This is a genomic window from Rhizobium mongolense subsp. loessense, from assembly GCF_900099775.1.
Lineage (GTDB): Bacteria > Pseudomonadota > Alphaproteobacteria > Rhizobiales > Rhizobiaceae > Rhizobium > Rhizobium loessense.
The window spans coordinates 244,364-271,086 of record NZ_FMTM01000003.1; the positions used below are offsets into that span (position 1 = coordinate 244,364).

The 26,723-nt window shown below is 57.2% G+C and carries 24 protein-coding genes and 1 pseudogene; 12 read left to right on the top strand and 13 right to left on the bottom strand.

Annotated features, from left to right (window positions below; genetic code table 11):
• Both BLP23_RS12415 and BLP23_RS12420 read left to right on the top strand, forming a co-directional pair.
• Window positions 1-1,305: a hypothetical protein gene (locus BLP23_RS12415; RefSeq protein ID WP_092585164.1), complete on the top strand. Its 1,305-nt coding sequence runs from the start codon at window positions 1-3 to the stop codon at window positions 1,303-1,305.
• Entirely contained in the window at window positions 1,290-3,458 is a 2,169-nt protein-coding gene (locus tag BLP23_RS12420; protein ID WP_092585165.1) for a glycosyltransferase family 2 protein, read from the top strand. Before BLP23_RS12415 ends, BLP23_RS12420 begins: the two co-directional genes overlap by 16 nt.
• A 71-nt stretch (window positions 3,459-3,529) precedes the next feature.
• On the opposite strand, the gene BLP23_RS12425 is transcribed toward BLP23_RS12420, so the two are convergent.
• Entirely contained in the window at window positions 3,530-3,823 is a 294-nt protein-coding gene (locus BLP23_RS12425; protein ID WP_092585166.1) for a hypothetical protein, read from the bottom strand.
• Between the two features lie 2,116 nt (window positions 3,824-5,939).
• On the opposite strand from BLP23_RS12425, the gene BLP23_RS34455 reads away from it, so the two are divergent.
• The 5 genes from BLP23_RS34455 to BLP23_RS33670 all read left to right on the top strand — a co-directional run bounded on the left by BLP23_RS34455 (window position 5,940) and on the right by BLP23_RS33670 (window position 8,992).
• Window positions 5,940-6,125 carry a HAMP domain-containing protein gene (locus tag BLP23_RS34455; protein WP_233426687.1) on the top strand — a complete coding sequence of 62 codons (186 nt, stop codon included), beginning with the start codon at window positions 5,940-5,942 and terminating at the stop codon, window positions 6,123-6,125.
• 194 nt (window positions 6,126-6,319) lie between these two features.
• Window positions 6,320-6,931, top strand: coding sequence for a hypothetical protein (locus tag BLP23_RS12445; RefSeq protein WP_092585167.1), 612 nt, complete (start codon window positions 6,320-6,322; stop codon window positions 6,929-6,931).
• A gap of 467 nt (window positions 6,932-7,398) precedes the next feature.
• Window positions 7,399-8,160 (top strand): helix-turn-helix domain-containing protein, encoded by a 762-nt coding sequence (locus BLP23_RS12450; RefSeq protein ID WP_092585168.1) that lies wholly within the window; start codon window positions 7,399-7,401, stop codon window positions 8,158-8,160.
• Complete coding sequence (locus BLP23_RS34460) at window positions 8,157-8,639, top strand: MobC family plasmid mobilization relaxosome protein (RefSeq protein ID WP_233426688.1); 483 nt, start codon at window positions 8,157-8,159, stop codon at window positions 8,637-8,639. Before BLP23_RS12450 ends, BLP23_RS34460 begins: the two co-directional genes overlap by 4 nt.
• Window positions 8,633-8,992 (top strand): hypothetical protein, encoded by a 360-nt coding sequence (locus tag BLP23_RS33670; protein ID WP_167363879.1) that lies wholly within the window; start codon window positions 8,633-8,635, stop codon window positions 8,990-8,992. The genes BLP23_RS34460 and BLP23_RS33670 overlap by 7 nt, the downstream gene beginning before the upstream one ends.
• A gap of 131 nt (window positions 8,993-9,123) precedes the next feature.
• On the opposite strand, the gene BLP23_RS35265 is transcribed toward BLP23_RS33670, so the two are convergent.
• A complete protein-coding gene (locus tag BLP23_RS35265; protein ID WP_407691788.1) occupies window positions 9,124-9,528 on the bottom strand; it encodes a hypothetical protein in 405 nt (134 codons plus the stop codon).
• A 19-nt stretch (window positions 9,529-9,547) separates the two neighbouring features.
• Here BLP23_RS35265 and BLP23_RS34470 point away from each other — a divergent pair, with 19 nt between their 5' ends.
• The 3 genes and pseudogenes from BLP23_RS34470 (at window position 9,548) to BLP23_RS12465 (ending at window position 12,106) form a co-directional block, all read left to right on the top strand.
• On the top strand, window positions 9,548-9,853 hold the full coding sequence (locus tag BLP23_RS34470) for a hypothetical protein (RefSeq protein ID WP_233426707.1): 306 nt from the start codon (window positions 9,548-9,550) through the stop codon (window positions 9,851-9,853).
• Between the two features lie 3 nt (window positions 9,854-9,856).
• Window positions 9,857-10,189 (top strand): hypothetical protein, encoded by a 333-nt coding sequence (locus BLP23_RS34475; RefSeq protein ID WP_233426708.1) that lies wholly within the window; start codon window positions 9,857-9,859, stop codon window positions 10,187-10,189.
• 642 nt (window positions 10,190-10,831) lie between these two features.
• Window positions 10,832-12,106: pseudogene (locus BLP23_RS12465) on the top strand (type IV secretory system conjugative DNA transfer family protein).
• Window positions 12,107-12,147: 41 nt separating this feature from the next.
• Here the strand turns inward: BLP23_RS12465 and BLP23_RS33110 are convergent.
• The 11 genes from BLP23_RS33110 to BLP23_RS12515 form a co-directional block, all read right to left on the bottom strand.
• Window positions 12,148-12,894 (bottom strand): hypothetical protein, encoded by a 747-nt coding sequence (locus BLP23_RS33110; protein ID WP_139187056.1) that lies wholly within the window; start codon window positions 12,892-12,894, stop codon window positions 12,148-12,150.
• 3 nt (window positions 12,895-12,897) lie between these two features.
• Window positions 12,898-14,055 carry an AAA family ATPase gene (locus BLP23_RS12470; RefSeq protein WP_092585566.1) on the bottom strand — a complete coding sequence of 386 codons (1,158 nt, stop codon included), beginning with the start codon at window positions 14,053-14,055 and terminating at the stop codon, window positions 12,898-12,900.
• Window positions 14,048-15,370: a DUF262 domain-containing protein gene (locus tag BLP23_RS12475; protein WP_092585170.1), complete on the bottom strand. Its 1,323-nt coding sequence runs from the start codon at window positions 15,368-15,370 to the stop codon at window positions 14,048-14,050. Before BLP23_RS12475 ends, BLP23_RS12470 begins: the two co-directional genes overlap by 8 nt.
• A gap of 65 nt (window positions 15,371-15,435) precedes the next feature.
• On the bottom strand, window positions 15,436-16,479 hold the full coding sequence (locus BLP23_RS12480) for a PDDEXK family nuclease (RefSeq protein WP_092585171.1): 1,044 nt from the start codon (window positions 16,477-16,479) through the stop codon (window positions 15,436-15,438).
• The gene (locus tag BLP23_RS12485; protein WP_092585172.1) at window positions 16,476-17,222 is read right to left on the bottom strand and encodes a hypothetical protein; all 747 of its coding nucleotides are present in this window, start codon (window positions 17,220-17,222) and stop codon (window positions 16,476-16,478) included. Before BLP23_RS12485 ends, BLP23_RS12480 begins: the two co-directional genes overlap by 4 nt.
• A complete protein-coding gene (locus tag BLP23_RS12490; protein ID WP_092585173.1) occupies window positions 17,222-19,813 on the bottom strand; it encodes an N-6 DNA methylase in 2,592 nt (863 codons plus the stop codon). Before BLP23_RS12490 ends, BLP23_RS12485 begins: the two co-directional genes overlap by 1 nt.
• A 9-nt stretch (window positions 19,814-19,822) precedes the next feature.
• Window positions 19,823-22,372 (bottom strand): DEAD/DEAH box helicase family protein, encoded by a 2,550-nt coding sequence (locus tag BLP23_RS12495; RefSeq protein WP_092585174.1) that lies wholly within the window; start codon window positions 22,370-22,372, stop codon window positions 19,823-19,825.
• A gap of 94 nt (window positions 22,373-22,466) precedes the next feature.
• Window positions 22,467-22,745 (bottom strand): helix-turn-helix transcriptional regulator, encoded by a 279-nt coding sequence (locus tag BLP23_RS12500; RefSeq protein ID WP_064694766.1) that lies wholly within the window; start codon window positions 22,743-22,745, stop codon window positions 22,467-22,469.
• Between the two features lie 17 nt (window positions 22,746-22,762).
• On the bottom strand, window positions 22,763-24,085 hold the full coding sequence (locus BLP23_RS12505; RefSeq protein ID WP_092585175.1) for a type II toxin-antitoxin system HipA family toxin: 1,323 nt from the start codon (window positions 24,083-24,085) through the stop codon (window positions 22,763-22,765).
• Window positions 24,086-24,163: 78 nt separating this feature from the next.
• Window positions 24,164-24,517 (bottom strand): hypothetical protein, encoded by a 354-nt coding sequence (locus BLP23_RS12510; protein ID WP_092585176.1) that lies wholly within the window; start codon window positions 24,515-24,517, stop codon window positions 24,164-24,166.
• Window positions 24,514-24,924, bottom strand: coding sequence for a helix-turn-helix domain-containing protein (locus tag BLP23_RS12515; protein ID WP_092585177.1), 411 nt, complete (start codon window positions 24,922-24,924; stop codon window positions 24,514-24,516). Before BLP23_RS12515 ends, BLP23_RS12510 begins: the two co-directional genes overlap by 4 nt.
• Window positions 24,925-25,019: 95 nt before the next feature.
• On the opposite strand from BLP23_RS12515, the gene BLP23_RS12520 reads away from it, so the two are divergent.
• Together BLP23_RS12520 and BLP23_RS12530 are read left to right on the top strand one after the other, a co-directional pair.
• On the top strand, window positions 25,020-25,217 hold the full coding sequence (locus BLP23_RS12520) for a helix-turn-helix domain-containing protein (RefSeq protein WP_092585178.1): 198 nt from the start codon (window positions 25,020-25,022) through the stop codon (window positions 25,215-25,217).
• A gap of 363 nt (window positions 25,218-25,580) precedes the next feature.
• A complete protein-coding gene (locus BLP23_RS12530; protein WP_092585567.1) occupies window positions 25,581-26,708 on the top strand; it encodes a site-specific integrase in 1,128 nt (375 codons plus the stop codon).
• Window positions 26,709-26,723: the final 15 nt, after the last annotated feature.

The following is a 26,723-nucleotide window of genomic DNA, read 5'->3' on the forward strand; positions in this document are numbered from 1 at the left end:
ATGAAGCATCTGAGATCGACCATCAACACAGGACGCTTGCTGCTGCTCGCCGCGGCAGTGATTGTCCTGCAGACATTCCCGGCGCTTGCCGATAGCGAACATCAGAAACTTGCCTGCACGCTTTGCGACGGGCTGGCCGCCCAGATGGGCGGAGATCCGGCGCAGCCCTTCGTCCTGCGCAGTTTCGAACCGGCAAACGGCGGGTCGGCGCTCCATCCGGCTCTGGAAAACGCCGGCTTTACCTATGACAACGCCCTTGCCCTAATGGCGTTTTACGGTTGCAAGCGAAAGGCAGAAGCGCGCCGCGTTGCCGATGCTCTCGTGCTCGCCGTGGAGACGGACCGTCACTATCATGACGGACGGTTGAGGAATGCCTACCGGTCCGGTCCCGTCGTTCCGGGCAAGGAGGGAATGCTGCTGCCCGGTTACTGGAGTGCGGCCAGCAATTCCTGGATCGAGGACGGGTACCAAGTCGGCAGTGCGACGGGCAGCACCGCATGGGGCGCGCTGGCGCTGCTCATGGCCTACGAGGAGACCGAACAGCCGGCCTATCTCGACACCGCACGCAAGATCATGGACTGGATCCACCGCAGCACGGCAGATCCGCAAAGCCCGGGCTATTACGGCGGCTTTTTCGGCCATGAGCCGGCGCCTGAGCGCATGACCTGGAAATCGACGGAACACAATCTGGATATCTACGCCGCGGATAGCTGGCTTGCGCGACTGGACGCCGGCGGCGACTGGACCCACCGCGGCGACAGCGCGCTGAAGTTCCTCCGCGCCATGTGGGACGACGGCGAGGGGCGCTTCTACATCGGCAGCGTCCCCGACAGCAACACTCCGAATATCGCGATGTCGGGGCTTGACGCTGAATTGTGGCCGTTGATCGCCGTGCCGGATTTCAAGACCAAGGCCGAGCGAGTCATGGAATGGACCGAGCTTAACCACGGCGTCGATGGTGGCTTCGACTTCAACAGCGACCGGGACGGCATCTGGCTCGAGGGCACGGCGCAGGCAGCACTCGTCCTGCGGCTTGCCGGACAGCCCGAAAAGGCAGAACCCTTGTTCAAGACCATCGCTGCCCAGGTCACGCCCGGCGGACTCATCTATGCGACGGTCAACGAGCAGCTTTCGACAGGCCTTCAGGTCGGTCCCAACTCCTCGCCCGGCGATTTCAAATATTACCGTCTTCCGCATATCGGGGCGACCGGCTGGGCCGTGCTTGCCGCGCTTGACCTCAACCCTTTCCTCGGCCGCGCGGGCCAGGCGCTGACCAGCAAGGATAGCCCATGTCCCCCGAAGTAGTCACTCTCTCGGACGCCATTCTCTTTTCGCTGCTTTCGCTTGCGCTGATCATGGGCTGTGCCTGGCTGCTCGACAGCCGCCGGGGAAAGGATCGCGTTATATTCGGCATGATCCTCATCGTCATGTTGTTGAATTATCTCTATTTCCGCATCACCAAGACGCTGCCAGACTTCGAGTGGAGCGCCTATGCGCTGTGGCCGCGCGCCTATCTCTCTTTCGAAGTCGTCGTCATCTTCTATACGCTGCTTTCGATCGTCTTTTTCTTCCGGCGCACTGACCACAGTGCGGCTGCGGACGCGAGCGAGCTCACGATCGCCGGCAACGCGTCGCCGCCGGCCGTCGATGTCTTCATCTGCACCTATAACGAAGAACTATCCATTCTGGAGCGCACGATCCTTGCCGCGAAGGCGATCGACTATCACAATTTCGCTGTCTGGGTGCTCGATGACGGACGCCGCGACTGGCTGGAGGATTATTGCACCGAGATTGGCGTGCGATATCTGCGGCGCAGCGACAATATTGGCGCCAAGGGCGGCAATCTAAACAATGCCATCCGGCAGTCGGCGAACGAGACCAATGCGCCCTTCATCCTCATTCTCGACGCCGATTTTGCGCCGCAACGCGCAATCCTGAAGCGCACCGTCGGCCAGTTCGCCGATCCAGGGATCGGGCTCATCCAGACGCCGCAGTTCTACTACAATGCCGACCCCGTCCAGCATAACCTCCTGGCATCGAAGGCATGGGTCGATGACCAGCGCATCTTCTTCGACGTCATGCAGCCGTCGAAGGACGGATGGGGGGCTGCCTTTTGCGTCGGCACGTCGTGCATCGTTCGGCGCGATGCGCTTGGCCTGATCGGCGGCATGCCGCAGGAAACAGTCACGGAGGATATCCACCTGACCTACCGGCTGCTGCAGAAGGGCCTGAAGACCCGCTGGCTCAACGAACGCCTGAGCGTCGGGCTCTCGGCCGAAAGCCTCTCAGGCTATATTACCCAGCGCTGCCGCTGGTGCCTCGGAACCGTTCAGGTCGCGCTGCTCCGGGATGGTCCGTTCTTCGGCGGCGGATACACCTTCCTGCAACGGCTGCATTATTTCCACGGACTGCTCTTCTGGTTCTGTCGCCCGTTCATCCTGCTTTTGATGGCAGCGCCGATCCTTTATTACTTCCTTGGCCTGCCGGCTATCCAGATGGAGCCGGAAGCCTTTTTCCTCTATGCGCTTCCGATGGTCAGCGGCATGTGGGCATTTCACGCCTGGGTTTCTGGGCGGCGCAGCATGCCGCTCTTTACGGAAGTGTCGCAAATGGTCTCGGCGATCCCTATCACGATCGCGCTGCTTCACGCCCTCATCCATCCGTTCGGGCGGCCGTTCAAGGTCACGGCCAAGGGCGAGGACCGGGCGCGCGTCGATGTCCTTTACCCGATCGCCGGGACCTTCTTCCTGGTCATCATCCTGACGTTCATGGGTATGCTCAACGGTCCCCTGATGGGCACCTACAACGACCTCGACGGCTTCAGCGTCGCCTGGGGCATGGTTGTCATGGTCTATTCCTTCGTTTCCCTGCTCGTTTGCATAGAACTTCCGCGAGAGCCGCTTGACAGCATCCGGTTTCCACTCGCACGGCAGGCAAATCTTGGACACGACGGCAATTGTATGCCCTGCACGGTCGACACCATTTCAATCAGCAAGGCCGAGATAACGCTGCATGACAATCGGACGGCCAGGCAGATTCGTCCAGGCGACATTGTGATCTTTTCGCCCTTTGCCGACTTCGACGTCGCGGGCAGGGTGAGCGGCGTGGATAGTGCGCGCCTCGGGCTATCCATCTCCATCGTGGCGGTCCGGGACCGCCGCTATGACTGGGAAATCCGGCAGACCGCCGAGGATGTCCGACGCAAGATGATCCAGCGCCTGTTCAGCGAGATGCCGCAGGCCATGCCCGACCGCGCCTATCCGCTTGCTGCCGTCCGCGGTCTCTTGCGCCGCACGTTCGATGGCCCCTCGAAGCTTGCCGGTAGCATCGAAATGCACGCCGTCAGCGTCAGATCGCGGGAGGCCCTGCGACGGTGGCAGAGGTCGCGCGACCTTGCACCAAGCGCGTCGCTTTTGCAGATCGGAGCGGCGAGTGCTGCGCCGCCGCTGGCGGAGTGAGCGGAACGACTGCCAACGCTTGGTCCGGATGCCTCAGGAAACCTCGAGCTTCAACGGCTGGGAACTGGCTATCATTCAAGCGTCGATGGCGAGGCAGATCGGGTTTTCGATCCGTCCGCGTTGTCGAACCGAGCAAGTAGGTCCGCTGCCTCGACCAGGATGGGATCGGAGATGCGCGGTCCCCCCGTGACAATCGCATCGCTCTCGTGGAGCAGCCGATCGGCCAGGCGCTCCAACCTGTCCCAGAAATCGTCGCCGCGTTGCTTCGCCAGAATGGCGGAGAAGTGGAGCCTGCGGCTTAGGAGACGGATAGCGCCGTACTTCTCGGCTGACGTCATCTTGTCGAGGTTGGTGGTCACATCCATGTTATCGCTCCGCGTGTGGAGAAGCAGGCGAACTCAGTTGCTTGCGACGTTGCCTTCGCCGGTACGTGTGACTGAGCACCTCGCGCCCGGCGATGCGCCGCACTCGGATGGCGCATTCGGCAAGGATGGGGACGTAGACACGCGTCCCGGCAGGCTTTGTCGACATGAGGGCGAGGCCGACGGCATAGGCGCCGATCATAGTCAGTACAATCCCGGCAAACGCAAGAGTAGCGCGTGTCCGAGAGAGTTATCGTGCTTGGGGACGTGTCGCATGGGCGTGATGTCCGAGTTGGGTTCCGTTCAAGACTTTAGCAAGCCACTCACGTCCCGAATATTGATCTTGGATATCGCGGGCCTATACCGACGGATACTTTCGCTCGTTTCCTTGCCCGCTAAAGCCACGATTTCGTTCAGGTTTTTCCTCGAGCGCGAAAAGGCCGGCCTCAAAGAAATAAAGCTTGGAGTCCGGGGCGCGCTGCTGCTGGGGTTCCTATGTTCATCACGCCGTTTGTGCCGGCAGGCCACCCCGCTTGTATGGGGCTCTGTTGCACTATGGTTTCTCGTCCAGGGAGCCGCGTTTTTGGCGGAGTAATCTTCGTCGCAGCATGGGGCGCTTGCTCCTCGTCAGCAGCATTGACGATCTCATCTCATCCGACCCTACGTCCTCGGCAAGCCCAACAACCTGCCAGTGCTGCTCGGCCTCTTCGGGCTCCTTGGCGGCGATGGGCCAACGTTGCCGGCAGTTGTCTACAGCCTCTTCCATGAGTTGACCATGGCCAATGTCGAGGAACGCAGCCACCCACCCACCTTCCGACCCCAACTGGAACGAATGTCAACGAGAGTTTGACGTGGCTCCGGATAGGGCGGGCCGTTGCGGTTTGGTTTCGCAAGAGGCGGCAGAGTGCCCATTGCCCATGAGCGCCGCCTGTAACTTTATATCTCGCGGAGTTCCTGCGTGGACAAGTAATCCAGGGCGTCGCTTAATACCAGCGTCCTCGGCCGTACCAGCCGCCGCCGAGCAGAACAACGATAAGAACTATGATGAGAAGCGTGGTGATATCCATGTACGTCTCCTAGGAGTGCCTAGCACGGTGCATTTTCTTATGCTTACACTCCGATATAACCCAACGTTGAGCGCGCGGTTTTGTTCCATTTGAACGACGCGATGATACCAGTGACATGAGTTCGTTAGGAAGATGATGGTGGGCCCGGAGGGCATACCATCCTTTTTGATTTTATTGGGGTTTTGATGGGCCCGATGGGCCCATGTTCTTCGCCCGTTCTCGCCGGGCCCATCCGATTATCGCCGGGGCGGGGTCATCGCTTCGATGCGCTGCAGGGTCTGATTTGTGGAGGGGCGCGAGGCTCGGCGATCAGACGAGGAGCGACAGCGAGGCGACCTCTTCAAAGAGAATCGCCGCGACGATCGCAACTTCAACGGCAAAAGCGACCGGATCCTCTCCGCCGACGATCGCCGGCATGTCTGTTGAAGCCAGGCGGCAGACCGTGCCGCATCGGCAGTCAATCGACTTCTTGGCCGGGCTTTCATCCTCCGTTGCCTGGGCCAACAGACCCCGATGAGAAGCAGATGGCGTGGAGCGGATCGACCGCAGGGGCTGCCATTGCTCCTTGCGACGTGCCCGACAAGAGCCCCTGCAACAGCAACAGATATGCGAACAGCACCGCAATGGCTGTTGCGGATATCCTGTCTCGCAGTATGAGCCGCAGGGAATGCGAAGGGGCTGATGCCTTCAATATTGCCGCCTCGCAGAAACGTCAGCAATGGGTCCGAAAGCAGCGGTTGGTTTGACCGATTCCGATTGGCAGGTGTTGCCAAGCGTACTTAACAGTCTCAATTGGATCTCGTTCCGAGAAATGGATTCCGCGGAGTAATGTAGCAGATGCCACGAGATCGTAGCTTCGTGTGCCACGACGGCTTCAACGTCCCCTCGGAATCACACCGACGGCGTCCTCTCAGCCCTTTGTCGAGCGGTAATCTTTTCTGGCGGCCCTCTACCATATGGCTTCGCAATGTTGCGTTTTCGTGGAGGTAATGTGTAGAGTTCATTGCGCAGGGTCATTCCGCAACTGCCGGAGGTTGCGATGGAAAATTCTTTTGGGCAGTCCCGTAACGGCTTATGTGGGCCTGAGAGTGGAAAAGAGGCTTGTCACGCCGCTCGTGACCGTGACGGAGGCGGCCCGCTCGATAGCGTCGGGCGACCTTGGCGGACGGGCGTCGGGCCAAGGCAGCTTCGGCGAGGCCGACCACCTGATCGAGTATTTCAACCGCATGGCCGAATAGTTGCAGCGGGCGGCGAAGGAGCCGAAGTACTCGAATTCCGCGATCCCCACGAGCTCAGGACCCCGCTGACGATCCTGCGGGGCCGCATGCAGGGGCTAGCAGACGTGTCTTCGCCCAGTCAGGAGCTGTTCCAGAGCCTTAGGTGAATGTGCGCGCGCGCTGGAGAAAACATGAAGTCCAGGATTAGATCCGATATGAAGCCTTCAACCGCGATCCCGCTTGCTCTGCTGCTCGGCGCTGCCACTATGCCGTTCTTGGGAACAACCGACGCGCAGGCCCAGAACCGCGACGTCAATCAATCGGTATTCGCCTTCGGCGGCACGATGGTCGACGCCGACATCCTCCATGCAGCCAATCCTTTCGGCGTCACATACGAGGACCTCCCGATCTTCGGCCTCGGCTACCAGTACTTCCCGGCTAGGATGGGCTCCTTCAGGTTCGGACTGGAAGCGGGGCTCGCCGGAAGATTCGGCGGGCATCCGAATGCGGAATTCTGGGGCGGCGGCGTCGTTCGCTACGACGGTTTCGAGATTGGTGATACCGTCCGTATCTCACCAGCCTTTACGTTTGGCATCAGCCATGTCACGCATACCCAGGAGGGACGGGAGCGCAAGAACGAGGTGGAGCATAACGGGGACGCCAGAACGCTGTTCTATCTCGGCCCCGAGTTGAACCTTTCCTTCAACGCCATGCCCGACGTCGATTTCTTCTGGCGTATACACCACCGGTCCGGAGCCTGGGGGACGCTCGGCGACGTGCACGGCGGCTCCAGTGCAAATGTCTTCGGCGTGCGGTTCAATTTCTGAACAACCTTCTTCATCTCCAATCCGACGACGTTGGCGGCGGTCCGTGTCCCACAGGGGCAGGACTTCGCCGGATGGGCAGCAGCGCTGTGGTTGATGACGGCATCATCTGTTGGGTTACGCAGGTTGCGTCGGTGCGACTCTCGTGTCTTCGACAGGCTCAACAGCGCGGCATGATCGGAGGCGGACCTCATGCAGCCCGGTGTCCTCGACACGCGTTGGGCGCTCGCGCTGTTGGAACCCCAGCAGTAAACAAAGCCTTTGTTTACAGGGATTTTTAGCGAAATCAAAACGGTAGAGATGGTGGGCCCGGAGGGCCTGCCGAATTCCAAGAAAATCAGCAGCTTAACCCCGTGTGGGACGAAGACCCCATTTTATAAAAATCAATGGCTTAGTAAAGCCGCCGTCCCACTTTTTCCGGCCGTTTCCGCCCCTTCTTTCCCGGTCGTATGGCGACCAGGGAGGCGCGCATGAGCGGAGCGCGACCATTTCGGGACGTGAAGCTGCAATGGCTTCAGCAGCTGAGCTGCGACAAGGATTTGAGCGACAGCGCGCGGTCGGTGGCGCTCTACATCATCACCACGCATTTGAACGGCCACACCGCGAAGGCGTGGCCGTCCTATCAAACGATTGCCGACGCGACCGGCAAGAGCGTCAAGACCATTCAGCGCACCGTCCATGAACTTGAAGTCAAAGGATGGTTCGAGATCCAGCGCGGAAATGGCGTTGGGCACAACACGGAATATCGTCCCTCAGCCGCGTCGATTTTACGCGCATCCGACGCCCGCGAAAAGACGGACAAAGTTGTCACCCTTTACCCTGATAAAGGCGGTCAAAATCGTCCGGAAAGGCGGTCAGATGTGTCCAGCGAAGGGGGACAAATATGTCCACCAAACTTAGAGAAGGAAAAAATATATAAACCTAACCAGCGTGAGGACGCTCCGCCGCGCGTCGAGATGCGGCGAGCCGTCCCGGTCGTTTTCGTGGCAGAAACCAAAGCCGATCAGGTCGAGCAATGGCGCACCTGGTTGCGACGTCACGGCTTTTCTTCGATCGACGCTTTGGGCATGCGGACGGTGAAAGCCGGGAAACCAGGCTATGCCTTGCCCAGCTATTGGCCGCCGGACGAAGCAAGCTCCAGCGCGCTCGATTGGATCGCATTCTTCAGCCGTCGCCGTGACCACATCGCCGAAGAAACTGCCCGAGAAGCCGACCTTCGGAGGGCGTCATGACGGGCGGCGATTTGAAGGGAGCAAGGCGACCCCTGTCATACGGCGAGCCGTCCGACAGGGAGCCTTGTGAGGGGAGGCAAGCCTCCCCTTCAAACCCCACCAAGAGCGCGCGGCGACCGCCCAAGGGCGAACTCAATGCCGTCGTGGTTTTCCGCTGCACGGCATCGGAAAAGCAGGCGCTGACCGCACGCGCGGCGCGGGCTGGTTTGCCCTTCGCCATGCTAATGCGGGAAGCGCTCGGCCTCACCGAGGCGCGCCGCCGCCGTCCGGTTCCCAAGGTGGACCCGGAGCTGGTGCGCGCCGTCGCTCGGATCGGCGGCAACCTCAACCAGATCGCCCGATGGCTGAACACGGCCCAGGCTCAGGGCCAGGTGTCGGCCATCGACGCAATCACGGTTGCCGCCCGCTTGGTCGCGATCGAGCGCACGCTTTCGGAAACGCTTGAGCAGTTCACGGCCAAGGATGGCGCGCCGTGCTGATCAAGTTTTTCAGAAACGGTCAGGGCGGCGGATCGGGACCGGTTGATTATCTGGTCGAGCGCGACGTCGTCGCTTACGACCAGAACCGCAACGCGATTCGCGATGAGCGCGGCGACGTCATACTGTTTGCCCGCGAGCCCCTGCCAGAGGTTCTGCGCGGAGACGCCGACCGCATGCGCGCGCTGATCGATGCCTTATCGCCTTCGCGGCGAAGGACGCGCCGAACCCTGCCCAGCAACGGCATGTCATGGACGCCTTCGAGAACCTTGCCTTTGCCGGGCTCGAAGCCGACCAGCGCGATATGCTTTGGGTGCGCCACACGCACGAGGGACGCGTCGAACTGCATTTCGTGACGCCGCGCATGGAGCTTGTCAGCGGGCGCAGCCTCAACATCGCGCCACCCGGCTACCAGAAGCACTACGACGCATTGCGGGACGTTCTGAACAAGGAACACGGCTGGAACGATCCGATGGCCCCGGAGCGCTCACGCGAGACCGTCAGCCTCATCGAGAGCGTCAGGCGCGGCGATGCCCGCGAGTTGATCCATGACTGGATCGTCCAGCGCATCGAGACCGGCGAAATCCACGACCGCCCGAGCATGGCCGAGGCTTTGACAGCGGCAGGCTTCGACCTGCCGCGCGCCGGCAAGAACTACATCACCGTGCGCGACCCCGAGACGGACGAGCGGTGGCGTCTGAAAGGAGACCTGTTCCGTGAAGACTGGACCCGAGAGAATACCCTTGAGCGAGCGCTTGAAAGATCGGCTGGCGAGCCCAGCCGCTCCGGAAGCCGGCTCGACGCCATCGCCTTCGACGAGCTTCGAGACCGATTGGAGCGAAGCCTTGAAGCGCGCGCAAGCTACAATCGAGACCGATATCCGCAACTTCACGGACGCGAACCGCCAGCACTTGAGCGAGGCGCTGGTGACGACCGAGGCGGACGTGAACCGGCTCCGGTCGATGGTGCAGCCGTTCTTCCTGACCATGGGCGCGGTGGCGCTACTGATCGTCCTGTTGAGCTTCACCGCGAGCTGGATTTGGGCGGGTCTGATTATCGACCGCGCCCAGAGCGCCAGCCTCTGGCAAATGGGCTTGCAGATCAACCAGACCAGCAGCGGCAAAGTCCTGACCTGGGACGTCAACCGCCTTCAGCTGATCACCTGTCAGGCCGGGAGCGACAAAGCGCCATGCCTGAAGATCGTCCAGGGAGATTGACCAATGACCACACCCGCCAGACCACAGATGCCCGAGACCCTGTCGCCGCTGGAGCGCGAATTGCTGGGTTACGTCGAGACGTTGATGAACACATTGCAGAGCGGAACCGCGCAATTCGAGGCGCTGGAGAAACGCTCGACCGACATGATCGAAAACCGGCAAGCGGCTTTGGAAGAATCGCTGAAATCGCTCATCGCGTCACAGGCTTCCTTCATGAACGCCTGGCTCGCCTCCGGCAATCCTTCCAGCGACACGGCCTCGACCGAGCTGGCGGAAGCGTTCGCCCTGCTGGAGCAAGCCGAAGCGATGCTGGAGACGGTCGCGCCGCCAACGTGACAGCCCGACCGCCCGCGCCCGGTCGCGGCCGCAACTAATCCTCATTTCCGTCTGGAGTTTCGATCCATGAATTTGATCATTCAGCCCTATCGTTATGCCCTTTCCATCGCCGTGGTGGCCGCCGGCTTCCTGCTGATGGAAACGGCACCGTTGTTCTGGCCACCCATCTACCAAAACGCGCGCGCCGCGATCCTGGTCATGTTCTGCGGGTTTGCGCTGCTGACCTTGGCGGGAGACACCCAGGGCCGCATCCGCAGCGCGTCGGGCTTAGCTGTGGGGGCTGCCCTCCTTGCCGCGTCTGCTCTCGCCCTTACCGACCCGACCATTGCGGCAGGCGTCCTGCTCGACAGCTTCAAGGCTTGGCGAAATGCCGGCTATTCCGGAATTGAGAGCATCCGAGGTATGGTTTCGATATGGGATCGCTTCACAGAGGCGCAGAAACTGGGTTTGCAGACCAACCTTGCCATCGGCCTGCCTGTGCCGGTGTTCTTCATCCTGCGGGCGATCTCGATTGCCGCCCCGGCGTCGTCCAGCCGGGTTTCCAAACAAGGCCCGTGGCGCGCCCGGTGGATGAACCGGAGCGAGCTGCGCCAGCTCCGGCACAACGATACCGGCTTGCCACTTGGTCTTTCCGGCAGGGCAATGCTGCGCTATCGCCCCAACCCGAAGACCGGATGGCGCGCGGGCCACCATGTCGCCATCGCTGGCACCCGCGCCGGGAAAGGCGTGTCCGTCGTCATTCCCGCCATCATCGACCATGACGGCCCGGTCGCCGTCCTCGACATCAAGGGCGAAAACTTCGCCGTGACCCGCCGCTATCGCCGATCGCTCGGGCGCCAAGTCGTGGTTCTCAACCCCTTTGGCGTCATCGAGCCGTCAAAGGACCAGTTCAATCCGCTCGACTATATCCGACAGGCGCACCTGGTCCGCGACATCGAGGTCATTGCCGAAGGCCTTGTTCGGCCGGAAAGCGGAAACGGCGCGCATTTCGCCGAAATGGCGAAATCCATGATCGCCGCCGTGATCGAGGTCATCATGACCAGACGCGCGGAAGCCGATCGCAACCTGATCACCGTCATGGACCTGCTGTTTTCCGCAGGCTTTTAGAAGACGCTAACAGAATGGGCCGGAGCGCCTGAAACATTCGGCACCCGCCCGGCCGCCGCCGCTGCCACTTTCCTTGCAGCCGGCGAGAACGAGCGCGGCGCGATCAAGACGACGATCAAGAAGGCCTTCGATTGGGCGCGTTCCGACGAACTGCGCAGCTTCCTCAGCGCCTCCACATGCTCGCTCGAAAACCTGTTCGAGGGCCGCGCCGATCTCTTCATGGTCGTGCCGCTCGACCAGGTGGACGCCCAGGCTGTGTTTCTCCGGCTGCTGACAAACATCATTCTCGGCATGGCCGTGCGCCTTGAAGGCGCGAAGAAGACGAAAAAGAATGTGCTGCTGGTGCTGGACGAGTTTGTCCGTCTCGGCCGGATGGAAAAACTGATCAACATCGCCAACGTCGCCGCCGGCTGCGGCATCAAGGCGCTAATCATCACCCAGGACAAGGGCCAGATCGAAAGCGTCTATGGCAAGGGCGACACAGCCAGCATTCTCGGATCCTGCGTCACCACCCGCATTTTCGGTCTTGGCCGCGCCGAGTTCGAAACCGCCAACTGGGCCGCGAACGCGCTCGGCGACCAGACGGTGCTCACTCGCACGAAGCAATCGTCCGCCAAATTCGGCGAGAGCCGTAGGACCTCAACCGCCGAACAGCGCCAGAAGCTCATGACCGCAGATCAGATCCTGGAAATGAAGACCGGCAAGATGCTGCTGCTGACGGGCTCGAAGCCGCCGGCGCTTGTTGACGCGATCGTGTCGCACCGGCATCCGGCATATCGGGGGAAGCTGGACCGGAACCCGATGGTGTGAATCGTCACCTAACCAACTGCTCGCAAATGGAATGCCAGGTGCTATCGCTGAAGCAACTTCAGAGTTTTTCCAGGAACTTCAGCTTCTTTTATTTCAAATCCATGAAATATTTCACGATCAGGATGTGTTCTGACAAACCGATAATACTTTTTACTTTCAGAATGATATGAGTATAAACCGCGACCTCCAACGAGTGCCTGTAGAAGAAGTCGCTGCGCTTCCGCATCCGAAAGCGTCATTGGCGAGACAGACTCTGCTCCTGTACGGGTATATTCTTGACGTTTGTGTTTCGGATTTGGCTCATAGCGGGGGAGAGCCTGCCTTATCGCCTCTAGCCCACTCACGAATGAAACGTTATACTCCGACTCAGAATCTGCAACCAATAAGTCATCACAAGCATCCGGCAGTTCGGGGTGACGTAAACCAAGCCATATCGCGTGGGGCTTGATGTCTTGGCCGGATATTGCGCCCTCGTTCGTAAAGTCTTCGCGCGACACCTTCGTCATTTGAGGGGGCGCATCACATTCCACAGCTCTGTTTCTCGTAAAAAGATACCAAAGACGGACCAGGTCGCGGTCATTTACCGCGCTAATTGTCTGAATTAGCGATTCTGCGGGTCGAAGGGAAAGGTTCTCAATTGCTGGGTCAAAATAGAGTGTCACTGTTCGAGCTAGCGCGGGCTCCGCATACTGCAGCGCAACGACAAGTTCGCCGATACAGTGTTCGGCTTCCGAAAAAGCATAACATTGTTCTTTCACTGTCAAAGGAACGAGATAAAAGCTTTTCATGTTTCAAAGCTTTGAGAGATCGGATTCGATTTGATCGAAGAAGCCTCTGGGCCACGAGGAAACCTTTCCCTTTTGGTCCATCCGAATTTGATGAGCCACCGTGCATTCTTCTCGAAAGTCATACGTAAAATGGTTTAGGAATATCTCATTCGCCTGAACTACGCCGAATTTTGTCGCCAAACGAATGCCGTTTACAACGTGGTCGCTGTGCGTTTCGATAAAAATCTGGCGACCGGCAGCAGCAATCATTGCTAAGAACATCCCGAGCCGAGACTGGCTGAAGGGGTGCAAATGGGCTTCCGGATTTTCAACGATCATCACGCCGTTTCTATTAAGCGACAGCGCTCCAGCAATGATAGGCAGGGTATAGCTGAGTCCGAAGCCGATATGTGTCGGACGAACCGAAGACCGGATGCTTGACCCGATTTGATAAGAAAGGGTTGCCAGATCCTGCAAAACCAGCTCTTGGCACTCGAAGCGGCTGCCGGGTATAATCCACGACAATAAAACGTTGGTAAGAAGATCAACCCGACCTTGGGTGTTCTTGAAGTCCTCACTCCGGTCAAAGTTGTCAGCCTGGAGGGCTGCGGTTACCCAACGACCGGCTACATCGTCATCCCATCCATCGAATTTGATTTCAGTAGCCTGCGCCTTGGCCAACACGGATGGCGTGTACTCACCATGCTTACCGAATGCGCCGGCAGGATCTTTATCTTCCCCCGACAGGCTATAACTCGTTCTGGGGCCCAGCCGCTCGGCATTCAAATAGACAAACCCATGTCCGCGCCGCGTTAGTTCTGTAGGTGCTTTTCGGCGAGGTTCACAGCGTATCTCACGCTGTGACAATCCATCCGAGGCATCTCGGTTCACAGTAAATGCATACCGATAGGTACGACCGGATGCGTCTAAACGCATCTTTACTTGGTATCCGCTTTTGGGATGCAGAATATCTCGAGCCGTGCCAGCCTCGTAGAGAGGGCCACCCAACGCGAGCCTCTCGATGTAGCCACCAGCTCCTTCCGATTGCCGCAGCAAGAGAAGGCTCTGAAGGACGCTAGATTTCCCAGACGCATTCGCGCCCACAAGCACGTTGAGCGACGCAAGTTCAAGTGAAATATTCACAAGGCTCTTGTAACCATTTATATCGAGTCTTTTAAGCATTTAAAGCTTTCTCTAAAATACTAGTGGTGGCTTTAAAACGCTTTTCTACAGCCGAGTAAGTTCCTGTGCTGGCGCTAATTGATCGAACAAATCTGTCGTCCGTGTTCATAGCGGTGAGAAACTCTGTAACTATCGCATCCTTTTTTTGTTCTATTAGAGAAGAACTAAATCCCTTTACAGTTACAGTCCAAACTTCAAACAACGCCTTATTCAATGGAGATCGTCGTCCACCCTTCATGTAATATTTTCGGAAGGAGTATATACCAAATATTTTTCGAACTTTCCCGATATTTGAATAAAATTCTTGTTCCAGGTTCTTAATTTCGATTTCTGGCAAAGCATTAACCTGGTTCATCGCGTGAACTAGGAACGACTCCATATCGCCATGCTCACGGTATGAACTGTAGTCGTTGAGGGTGAAAGCCAGCGCCCTAAGTATCAATTCGCGATCACTCATGCGAAGGCTTTCAACTACACCTTGAGTGGCCGAAAGAAACTCAGGAGACTTCGCCATCCTCCGCAGGAGTTCTGTGCATGGCCCCTGGTTTAGCGCGTGTCGAATTTCCTGAGGTGTGAGCTGCATTCCTCCCGTATTTACACGAGAAAAGATCGTGTACTTCGCGAGCGGAGGGGTGCCCGGCATGAGGTTGTAAAACATGAGCTGCGTGTCGTCTTCGATGGCGACCTTATATTCGGGTGGCAGCTCGTCAAATTTCTTCCCGTTAAGCTCAGTCAAAAACTGCAGACCCGAGAGCGCAAAGTCTTGGAGTCTACAATAACGATAAAGCGTCGTCAGCCTTTGAAGACCGTCAACCACGATCCAGCGAACAGCTGTGGTCGCGTCGATGTAGAATGCAGGCAAAGGAATTTTGATAATCATGGATTCGATCAACCGGCTTTGTTTGAGTTCGTCCCATACAAAGGCACGCTGGAACTCCGGACTTAGATCAATTTCCGCCCTCTCTATTTTCCGAAGCGCTTGAAACACGCTTAATGGCTTCGTCTCCATTTTCAGTTTGGCAACATCGTATGGCTTGGTCGGCTGGGCCCCACTATCACCCGAATGTTCCAAGTCTTTCTCGACACTGAATTCCGCGTTATTTTCCTGTATCCATGAGATACCTTCATTTGATAGTTTAAGGAATGCACCAGATTTTTCAACGAGGCCTTTTTCAAAGCAAGCTGAGAGTGCGGCTAAGTATCCGCTCTCTTCCTCCCATTGCTTTTCTACAATCTCTTTTAAATAATCATTTTCAAGGGCCGTGTGGTTTTGGAGTGCCCTCAGAATAATGGCAATTTCACCAGATGTTATCATCGTTTTTCCTGAAAAATCCACCGGATGGCTGGCTCTGATCGATCGCCATTACATTCTGCTTCACTTTAGCTGTCCACCGCAAATTCCGCGATAAGAAAATCCACAGTCGCCTGGTCTCGCAGCTTGCAGACTATGTTCTGGTTGGCGAAGGCGCCTTTGAACCATTTGGCTTGGGACGGCTCTACCGTCTTGCGCCATTCGACACCGACGACATATTCCGCCCGGTCAGCAGGTTCGCCAAGACGCTTCATTCGGGGTTCTGCAAGGGGTTGCTCGAAGAGCAGGCCGTCCGGTGTCATGAAGTCAGAGGCAAGCTGCGCTTCGCTCGTCACCGCGCCGTAACCGATATAGCCCTTGCCCTTGTCAAAAACGAATATCTCGTCGCCGACACCGAGCTGCTCCAGGCGCTTGGTGTAGAATTCGCCGCCACCGGCACTCACGAAGCCGTATCGCTTCATGTCCGTCCAGGAGCGGTGCTCGCCCAGACCGGCATTGACGAAGTAATAACCGGACCACGGCGGGCGGACCTTGCGCTCGGATCGCTCTTCCACCTCTTCCTGATCCAGCAGAAAATCGGTTGTCAGCCATTCCTGGCCATTGGCTTCGAAGACGTTAAAAAAGACGGTATTGATGGCGACGCCATGCTCTTCCGACAGATATTCGACGATTCGCCGCGACGCCGGATCGAGTTCGCTCGCAACGATCAACATGGAGTGGCTGCCATTGAGCTGTTCGGGAATGGCTTCGCCGAATTTTTCACGGAAGGCGGTCACCAGGCGTGTCTGGAGATACCTTTCCGCACGCTCATAAATCTGCGGTGTCGTCAGCGTGCGCACCCAGGAGGCGTAATCGAGCACCTGCGCCACGATCTCGCGCGGCGTGCGGTCCTTCTTCAACTCGATGATGATCAGCGCGCCCGAAGCATCCAGCGCCAGCAGGTCGATAAACTTGCCGTGGTCCGTCGGCACCTGGCGGCCGATAACCAGAGCATCCAGGCCGAGCAGCGATGGATCGGCCGCCACCCAGTCTTCAATCAGGCTTTCCTTCATCAAGGCGCGGCGCGTGGCAGCTATGAGTTTGCCGTCAACGATCGAGTAGAGCGAGCTCATGCGGCTTCTTCCATATCTTCCGGTGGGTGAAGTTCACCCAGCTTGGCATGCAGCACCTGCATTTCTTCATAATCTGCTTCTGTCGCCAACGTCGAGATGTCGAATTGAGCACAAATGACGAGATCAGCGGCAGACATGTAATTGGTGTGGATCAGGTTGGCAGCGAGTTCGTCCGCTGGGTCGGTATATTGGCGCTCTTCCAGGTCAGCGCTCGTTCTCAGGAAGCGTCGATAGAGCTCAATGATAACCGGCTGCATGTGTGTTTCGATGTTGCGAACTTCCTTCATCATATCAGCGATTTCCGCGTCGATCGCGGCGCGGTCATTGAAGAAGACAGTTCCTGTCGGATGAGCAATCTTGTTTCGGCGTTTCACGAACTTGGCGAATTCCCCGACCTGCTGATTTGTGCAGCCAATGAGCTTGAGAAACCGGAAAATCTGGCTTTCCTTCAGGCGGTCGTAGAACTTGAACGGACTTTCGCAATCCATCAGACTGCCTTCCTCGTCCGAACGGAAGCCAACCATCGCCATAGAAAACTGCTCAGGCCGGGCAAGCCTGATCTGCCAAATCGAGAAGCTGACAAAGCTCATGTAGAGAAGGTGGAAGGCGAGGCTGGCAAACTCAAAACGCTCCGCTTCGTAGTTCGTCTCGAATGCAGACCAGAGAAAGTCGAGATAAGCCTGTTCGCTGCTATTGGCGAATGATTGCGGCAAGTAGGTTCCCAGTTCGAGTGCTTCATCCATCAGGCAGCCCCCTCGACCTTGGCTTCACCCCAGACACGGGCAATGGCAGCGTCGATCTTTTTCTCGAACCGAGCAATTAGGTCGCGGTTGCCATTGACGAGAGCCTGCTCGGCTTCAATCTCGGTGACGATGACCTGTTGAGTTGCTAGATCAGGGAGGGGAACCTGCAGTTCGGACAAAATACCTTGTGACAGGTTTCTGATGTTTGCGCCCTGTCCGGTTGTCTTCATTCGTTCCGCAAACAGCGGCGTCTTAAAGAAATGAGCAAGATACCTTGGGCTTGCTTTGGAGGTGTCGAAACGGGCACGGATCGTGAAGCCTGAGAAGGATGCACGTCCAATTTCCTCAGGTACAAGCATCGAGCGACCAACCAGATCAGGGTTTCCGTTCGATCGAACGAACAGAACATCGCCCGGTTGTAGCAAATAATCTGCTCCTACTGCGGCGTCCAGTTGAATGGAAGACAGGCTATCGCTGGGCACTAACCAGTTGCTCTGGAAATCACTCACGCCGACGATGCGAAGCGGCTCACCGTCCTCGCTACGCGTAAAGTTCAAACCATTCTTGAAGTCTGCTATTTCGCCCATCGACGGAACGGGCCACTCTGGATCAACCGGAATGTGAGGGCGGTAGTTGTCGACAACAGCGCGCGCACCTTCGATAACGCGCTGATAGCCCTCTATCTCAGCAACAATCTCGCGCTGCACTTCAATTGGTGGCAGAGGAATTTCCACCGAAGCAACGATGCTGCTATTCAGATTGTTGACCACCCCACCAGTAGCTTGCCGCGCAAACTGATCATAGACTGACGACGATCCGAGGATATGGTAAAGATAATCTTGGTCGGTTAGAGACGTGTCTTTTAGGCGGAGCAGAAGCCAACCGTCGTGAATGCAGCCATCCGTTGCCATTATGTATGGACGACCGAAGCTCATCGAATTGGATAACAGAAAGTCTCCTGGTCGCACATAACGAGATTTTTCCGCTCCCGCTGGCGTCACCTTCTCTTTCGTAGAGGTGATATACTTTGCACCAACTGGTGCATCTCCGATCTTAATCCAGTTTACGCCGTCTGGGCTGTCTGTCATAAAGTCGTTAATCGGGCGCGGTGAGGCCCCCCGAGCAATCTCGCAAACCTCCCCAATCTTCACAATCGGCCAGTGGGATGTCGATTCCTCAATCGGGCGGTATCGTTCGCCACTCAAATTATAGTCGCTACCGTTGACGAGCATCTCGCGAGGTACAACAAAGCCGAAGTGGCCATTCAGTTGCTCGCCTCTGCCCGCCCGCGCCTCCTGCAACCAAGCGGTTAATTCGGCCTTCACTTGCGGAAGCTGTGATCCTTTTTGCGCCTTGCGCTGCGCACCAAGCTGGAAACCGTCGTTCTCGATTTTGAAGAAGGCGACATGCTCGCTCGCCTTGGCAACGGCGCGATCGAGGATCAGTATCGAGGTCTTGACGCCCGAATAGGGATTAAACACACCGGCTGGCAGCGAGACGACGGCAGCCAGATGGTTTTCAACGAGCATTTTCCGCAAAGCGACATAGGCGCTCTGGCTTTGGAATATGATCCCTTCCGGTACCACAATCGCTGCGCGACCGTTCGGATTCAGGTGCTCTGCAATGTAGTCAACAAATAGCACTTCGCTGCGCTTCGACTGCACCTGGAAACGAGTGTGAGGTTTGATGCCTCCCTTTGGCGACATGAAGGGCGGATTGGCGAGGATCACGTCCGCAGTTTGAGTCCACTTCTCCTCGCTGGTCAGCGTATCGTATTCCTCGACCTTCGGGTCGGCGAAGCCATGCAGGTAGAGGTTCACGAGGCTGAGGCGCACCATGTCTGGCGAGATGTCGTAGCCCTTGATGTTTCCGGCCAGCCGCGAACGATCTTCCAGTGAGAGCTGATCGCCAGGGAAGCGCATGGGGCTTTCGAGTGCCTGTTCGGTAGCATCAGCGTCCTCATGCTTGCCATTGCCGTTGACGACAAAGGATGAGTTGGCTTTCAGGATGTGCTTGTAGGCCGAGATCAGGAAACCGGCGGTTCCGCAGGCCGGGTCAAGAATCACCTCGTTCTTCTTGGGATCGATGATCTCGACCATGAAATCGATGATATGGCGCGGTGTGCGGAACTGCCCGGCGTCGCCCTGGCTGCCCAGAACGGAGAGCAGGTATTCGAAGGCATCGCCCAGGCGTTCGCTGTGATCGTAGGTGAAGCTATCGATCTCGCGCAGGAAAGAACGCAACGTTTCCGGGTCACGATAGGGCAGATAGGCATTGCGGAAGATGGATCGGAAAAGCGCCGGCAGGTTGTCATTTTCAACCATCTTCGTCAGCGCTTCGGAATAGGTATTCAGCATCTCCTGGCCGGACACGCCCGGCGCCACCAGCTTGGCCCAGCGATAACGCTCGTAGTCCTTCGTGAAGAACTTGCGTTCGCCACCCAACTCTTCGGCCTCGAGGTCCATGTCGTCCATGAACTTATAGATCAGCGCGACCGTGATCTGTTCGACTTGGCTTTTGGGGTCAGGCACCTTGCCGACGAGAATGTCGCGGCAGGTATCGATGCGGCGCTTGGTATCTTTATCGAGCATTTCGGGCTTTCATGACATGAAGGGGTTCAGGGACACGTAGTCCTTGATGTATTCGGGGATGCGCTTTCGCCATGGGGCGGGCACTTCCTTGAGATCGCGGGTCGAGAAGGAGGGGTTTACGTTGAGGTCGGCCAAATGGCCAGCATCGATCAGAGCCCTGACCTTGGCATCGTGGATATAGGCCTCGAAGAAGTAACGTATTTCTCGGATGCGATCGGCTTCCTCGGGCTTCTGATCGATCAGAAATTTCTGGAATTCGTCATCGATCAATTCGCCCTTACTCTTAAACTTCGGAATGAAACCAAAGGCCTTTTCCACCAGTTCCCGCACCGAGATGCGGCGATCAACACCGGCGGCGCGGCGCAGCTTCTCCAGATTGAAGTATTCACTCGGCTTGTCGAACAGCTCTTCGACCACGTGACGGGTTGCGGCATCCCAATCCCGCTGCTCTACCAGTTCGGCAAGCTTGTGATCGGAGCGCGCCGTTTCCTCGAATTTTTGGAACAGTTCGCGGTCGATCCGCATGCCGTCCAGACCAATCTGTTCCTCCACATGATAAACGACCTGGTCGGGCTCCAAAAACTCGTAGATGGCGGGTTTTGAGGCAATCGTCGTACCATCATCGCCACCATTGGACAGCGGCATGGCGGCAGGTTTCGGCAAAGCCAATGCTTGGTCGTAATCGAATTCTTCTTCGAAGAACTCGCAGTTGGCGAAGAAATCAAACAGGCGAAACGCCGCCTTCTGCGCATCCCCGCGCGCCGCCTTTTGCACGGGATCGAACAGCTCTTCCGTGAAGTTGTGCTTTCGCGTTCCGCGTCCCTTCATCTGGACAAAATCCGACGGCGAAAAAATCGGCCGCATCAGCGCCAGGTTCAAAATGTCGGGGCAGTCATAACCCGTCGTCATCATGCCGACGGTCACGCAAACCCGCGCCTTGCTGGTGCGGTAGTTTTCGACAAAGCCGCTGCGGCCGCCGAGATTGTTGTTCGCGAAATTAATCGTCATCTGCTGCGAGGCGGGCACGTCGCTGGTCACCTGCATCGCGAAATCCGACTGGTAGCGCCCCGGCCACAACTGATCGGCCAGTTCGTTCAGGATTTGTGTGATCTTGGCGGCATGGTTCTGGCTGACAGCGAAGGCGATAGTTTTGCCGAACTCGCCGGAAATCGGGTCGCGCATCCCATGTTCTAGCAGCGTTCGACAGAAGGCCTGGTTGGTCGCCTCAGCGAAAAATCGCTTCTCGAAATCGCGGCCGCCGAAGGCTTCCTTGATCTCGGTGCCATCTTCTGCAGTCGTCTCAATGGTAAATCCTTCGTCTGATAAAAGCTGGGTCGTGACACCAGTTCGAGCATCGATGACATAGGGATTGATCAGAAAACCTTCCCGCACACCGTCCAGCAATGAATAGCGGAACGTGGGATCGCCCGATTCGCAGCCAAACGTGCGGTAGGTATCGAGCATCATACGGCGCTCGGCCTCACGAGGGTCGCGTTCGTTGGATTTCGCCTTCTTTGACTGCTTCAGATAGTCCTTGGGCGTGGCCGTCAAGCCGAGCTTGTAGCCGATGAAATATTCGAACACGGCGCGGGCGTTGCCGCCGATTGACCGATGTGCTTCGTCCGAAATAACGAGATCAAAATCCGTCGGCAAAAACAGCCGGCGGTATTTGTCGTTGAAAAGTAGGCTTTGCACCGTCGTCACGACGATATCAGCCTTTCGCCAATCGTCGCGCTGTTCCTTGTAGATGATCGAAGTGAAGTCGTTTTTCAGATGGGCCTTGAACGCCTTGTCGGCCTGCGTTTCCAGCTCTAGCCTGTCGACGAGAAACAGCACACGCTTTGCGTTTCGTGTTTTCAGGAACAGCTTGATCACAGCGGCTGACGTAAGAGTCTTGCCGGTTCCAGTCGCCATCTCGAAAAGAAACCGTGTTGCGCCTTTCTTGGCGCTCCTCTGAATTTCCTGAATGGCACGTTCCTGATAGGGGCGAAGGAAGCGCAGCTTTTGTTTTTCGACAAAGGCCGCGCGCTCCGTCTCGTTTTTCCAAGCCGCCTCGCTGGCGTAGCCGGGCATTTGGGTCAGAACGATAAAGTCGCTCTCCACCTTTTCGGCGAAGAGACGATCAGCGTTCGGCTCGAATGCGTAATGGTTCTTGATCTCATCCGGCCCCGGGAAGGCGGAAATGACGGTCGGATTGCCCTGCTCAAGGTCCCAAAGGTAATGGATGTTTCCGTTGCTCAAGATGACGAAGCGGGCATTCTGGGAGCGGGCATATTTGCGCGCCTGCTCCTTCCCTATACGGGGATCTTTATCTTCCGATTTCGCTTCGAGGACGATCAGCGGCTTGCCGTCCTTGTTCAGCAACAGGAAATCGATGAATCCTTTCGCGCTTTTCTCAAAGTCCGCACCGAGACTTTCGATGTGCTCAGGCTTCAGCTTGATGTTTGGCTCAAGAACGACGTTCGCAGGACCGTTTTTGTCATCGAAGAAGCGCCAGCCGGCGGCCTCCAGCAGCCGATTGATTTTGATCCTGGCCGTTGCTTCCTTGCGTAATGACAATGCCCATCCCCCGGCAAAATTCAGCAGTAAATCGATATTCCAAACTCGTTAAAGCACAACTTTTAATCGATGCGGCAAACTGAAAATTCTGCCTTCATTGCGCCTTTGGAACAAACCCCACAGCAAATCCGAACAATCGGCCAATTTTCACTAAAGTTTCGAGCGTTGGGTTCGCCGCCCCGGCTTCGATCTCAGCAACTTGGCGCCTGGTGAGCGATAGCGTCTTGGCGAATTCATCCTGCGTCAAACCAAGCCCCCTACGGATTTCAACAACCGCTTCAGGCAGCCTTAAGTCGCCGGTTCGAGCACGCTCCGCCAGCGTTCGCCGGTTTTCTAGAATCTCTTCTTTCGTGGGTTTCTTCCATCGAGCCATTTAGCTGTCCTTCGGCATCAGTGGCACGCCGCCAGAACGCTGTCTGCTATCGCGATGCAGCGTCCCATCGCACGGTCCAGAATGTCTGGAGACGCCCCCAATTCTTTCGCCATGGCCGGCGTCCGGCGCAGCTGTTCTGCAAAGTCAGAAAGCACCGCTGCAAGCGCTTTCGGTTCTTGAAGATCAGCCATCAGCTCTGTGCAGATGTGCTTCCAATCGGGAAGATGGTCGCGGCCACCGTCACGCATCATCGCCCATCGCGTAGAGCGAACGATTCCCTCCTTGGCGAGCCGCATTGGTGCGAAATCAAAGAGCGGAGACAGGCGTATCGTACCGTCCTGGTGCTTGCTGAGAGCGGAATTTCGGCCGTGATTGTCGGGATTGCCGAGCGCCAGGTTGGTGATGTCACGTTTCAAGTACTCAACGATGTCCGCGATGGGATCGGCCGAATATTGGCGCAGAATGTCGATATAGGCCTCATGTGTGCCGACATGGCCGAAATCGGCAACGCCGATCGCTGACACCAGGCTTTCTTGGCCCAGCCTGACGGTTCCGCCGCCTTCCTTCTTCTTCCGGTCGAAACGGGGAATGATCAGGACGCCTTCGGCATAGGTCGACGGTTCGCTGACATTCAGACCGATCTCTTGAGCCATCCTCGAATAAAGGGCTTCGCCTTCGAGAATCAGGCGGTCTACAGGCTCGTTGCTGCGTACCAGCTTGACGATGATGTGGCGCACGGCCTCATCATCGGTCACGAAGCTGTCAGGATAATAGAGTCCGTCATTCGCCTGGGTCATCGAGACCTTCGGCCATTCACCTTGCAGGCCGCTTGAGCCGGAGGCGAGCATTCCAAAGCGATCGGCGACTTCCATGAAGCGATCAGACCGCTCAAGGATTTCCGCCTCTGTAACCCCTTGGCGCTCAACACCGCTCAGCCGTTCCGTTTCCGCCTCGGCCGCTTCTTTGATCCGGATATTGCCTATGCCCCCAGTCGCCGATCGCAGAAGCAGCGGCAGATCGGAAGCGCGCGAGCCTTCAGAAAGGCCGAGGTGCTCGGCAAGCTTTCGCCTTGCATGCCCTTGGGGCATAAGATCCAAGAGGAAGGGCGGCCAGCTGCGGCTATATCGATTTTCGAGATCAACGGGATGACGGACTGACAAGGCGCGATGGTCGCGGACCGTTTTTCCGGCCGCGAATTCCGCCGACGCCAGGGTGACGAAATAATCGAGATCGTAATCGACGATCGACGCGCCCTGGAAGCCGGCCGCGTCGTCCTGGAGTTCTAGCGTCGCGGCGTGATGCCACTCACCATTAAAATGGGTTTGGAGCGTTAGGCGCATTAATTGACCCTTTCAATGGATCAAATAATGCATTTTTTCAACTTATTCAACCCATTAAAGTGGGTTTAATAACTGCCACTAGAACTGCCAACTACCGAACCGGCTATGGAAGCATCTGATCCGGCTGACCATCTTTCGGCCTCTCAGCGCACTACCACACGCGAACAGCATCATTGAAAAGCCAAGCACGGGCGTCAACCAAGCATCGGAGCCGCTGTTTGCATCGAACAAGATGAGCGAAACAGCTCCCATTGCAGCGAAGAAGACCATTCCGAAATCGTATTGCTTTGAAAGGCTCGTGAGCCTGGCCGAATGCTGGGCATAGCGCAATTGCCTTGCCAACCTTCGCTTTTCGGATGCCAGTTGATCGCGCTGGCGACCAAGCACGTATACGCCCTGCATTATCTGCTCTTCGAAGCTCGATTTACTCATATCGCTGACCTCAGATATTTTTCTGCAATTTCCTCTGTGAATTCGCCGTGTTGTTCGGCGTAGTCGATCAGAAACCGGATGAGCTTCAAGCGCTTGTCCGGTTCCACCTGACAGTTTTCCCTTTCGATGAAAGCGTCAACCGCCCCTGTGACCTGGTGATACAGATCGACGGAGTCCCGGTTGTACGGGCTTCCTTCCCCCGTGAGCATCCACACGGGGTTCACATTAAATTTGACATGAAGAAGCCGGAGAAGTTTTGGCGGGATCTCGCGATTTCCCCGCTCGTAGGTGTTGTAAGCGCTTTGCGATACCTCAAGCGCTTCGGAAAAGGGCACCTGCTTTAACCCGGAATCCTTCCGGATTTTCCCCAGCCGCTGCCCCATCGCCTCCATGAATCCATCTTGCATCAAAATATCTCAAATGCGATAAAAATGTTGTGTCCAGTGCGATTATATGATTCGTTCTGTATCGTGTCGAATTATCTCTAGGGAGTTGAGCAGTTATGCAATCTCAGCTTTTATCACCGAAGCAATTGGCCGATCGTTCCGGATGGCCGGTCGCACGCATTCGCAATCTGATTGCGAAGCAGGAAATCCGGCATGTGCGGATCGGAGGTAGCTTGTTCCTGCCCGAAAACGCCGTGGATGAGTACCTTGCGGCGAATATGGTCGAGCCCAAGCATAGCGCCTCCAGAGCGTGAGGAGCAGCACATGACGCAGCAAGCTGAAGCGCTAGCCCCACGACCGCTTCGCGGTCAGCCGCATCCGAGCGGCGGAGCTTCTGGACGTCTCGACGGGCACCTTTGACGACTGGGTCCGCCGTGGTCTTATGCCGAAAGGCGTGAAGATCGGTGCGTTGCGCCGTTGGGATGCGGAGGAAATCCGGGCGTCCTGGTACGACATCAAAGAACAGGGCTTGAGCGGAGACGAAGACGATGGCGAAAACCCGTTTGATTACGCGGTCGGGTAATCAGCGCGTCCCCTTCAAATATTGCTCGCGGGATATCGATCGGCATGGCAACGAGCGTTTCTATCTGCGCCTGCCAGGCATGCCGAAATATCGCATGACATCGGCCTATCTGGACGAGGCAGGCAGCATCACCCGGTCGTTTACCGAAGAATATCACCGCGTGCTGGCTGGCGATCGTGGTGAAAAGACGGTCCCGATTTCGCGACTGGAACCGGGTTCGGTTCGTTGGCTGGTCGAGACCTATTATCGGTCCAAGGCGTTTCAAAGCCAGTCGCCGGCCACGCAGAAGGACAAGAAGAGCGTTCTCAATCGCTATTGCAGCAATGTGGGCGAGCTGCCCTTCAAGAAGATCCGCAAATCCGACATCGAAGCCAGTCAGATGAAGCGCAGCGGGACCCCCGGCGCGGCCGACAAGCTGGTGAAGTACCTGAAGGCGCTCTTCAATTGGGCTATCAGCGCCGAGCTGGCGACCTTCAATCCCGCGAACGGCGTCACCAAAATCCACAAGTCTCCCGGTTTCCACACCTGGAGCGAAGCGGAGTTGGGGCGGTATCGCGCCGTCTATCCGCTCGGCTCCATGGCCCGGCTTGCAATGGAGCTGATGCTGAATTTGGGCGTCAGACGCTCGGACCTGGTCAAGCTCGGTTGGCGGAACCTGGTCGGCGACCGTATCGAATTCATGCCGGAGAAGGGCTCCGGCAAATATGCACAATCTCTCAGCCTGCCCGTCACAGACGAGCTACGCGAGGCGCTGGACGCGATCACACATGAACAGCCGACCTTCCTTGTCACCGAATACGGCAAGGCGTTCAGCGGGAACGGCTTCGGCAACAAGATGCGCCAGTGGTGCAATGATGCCGATTTACCAGAATGCTCGTCGCACGGCCTCAGAAAGGCGTCCGCGACGATCCTCGCCGAGGCGGGCGCAACCGAGCATCAGTTGATGGCGATCTTCGGCTGGTCTGATTCCAAGATGGCGCAGCACTACACCAAAGCCGCCCAATCCAAGCGGATTATCGATGCTGGTTTCGAGCGTCGGAAGACCTACGTGGCCCGCAAAAATGTCCCACTTTCATCGAACCGGAATTCCGGTGAGACAAATCTAGGAAAAAACGATGGAAAAACAACGTCCGAAGAAAGAAATGGTGGGCCCGGAGGGCCTGCCGAATTCCAAGAAAATCAGCAGCTTAACCCCGTGTGGGACGAAGACCCCATTTTATAAAAATCAATGGCTTAG